Annotated in this window: 1 protein-coding gene; it reads right to left on the bottom strand. The window is 45.4% G+C overall.

The window, feature by feature from the left end; all coding sequences use genetic code 11:
- Nucleotides 1–390: DEAD/DEAH box helicase family protein (locus FH871_RS35030; protein WP_212768406.1), on the bottom strand; the 390-nt coding region annotated here is incomplete at its 3' end.
- Nucleotides 391–412 lie beyond the last annotated feature (22 nt).

The following is a 412-nucleotide window of genomic DNA, read 5'->3' as shown; positions in this document are numbered from 1 at the left end:
ACGAGAAATAAAACGGTTGGTCATCTGAGGCGTCAAGGAAATTTCCGGCACCAAGACAATGGCTGTCTTGCCAAGTTTAAGCACCTGATCAATAATATGCAGATAAACTTCCGTCTTACCAGAACCCGTGATTCCCTCTAACAGATAGGGTTTATTAGGCTGACCAATGTCAGCTACTATAGTTTGGACAGCCTGAGCCTGCTCCTGATTGAGCTTTAAGAAGTCTGTTTTTTGCACCTTATCAAAATAGTCCTGACTACGGTTGACAGGAACCTCTTCAATTTCTAGGGCCCCAGCTTGGACCAAGAACTTGACCTGGTCCCGAGAATAAAGCTTATGCAAGTCAGCCAAGAGAGCCCGTTTAGGATTGGTCAGAAGGTAATCCTTCAATTCCTGTCGCTTTTTGGCTCGC

The organism is Larkinella sp. C7 (genome assembly GCF_006149005.1).
Taxonomy (GTDB): Bacteria; Bacteroidota; Bacteroidia; order Cytophagales; family Spirosomataceae; genus Larkinella.
Note: the sequence above shows the minus strand (reverse complement) of the source record. Positions and strands in the feature narration are given on the sequence as shown.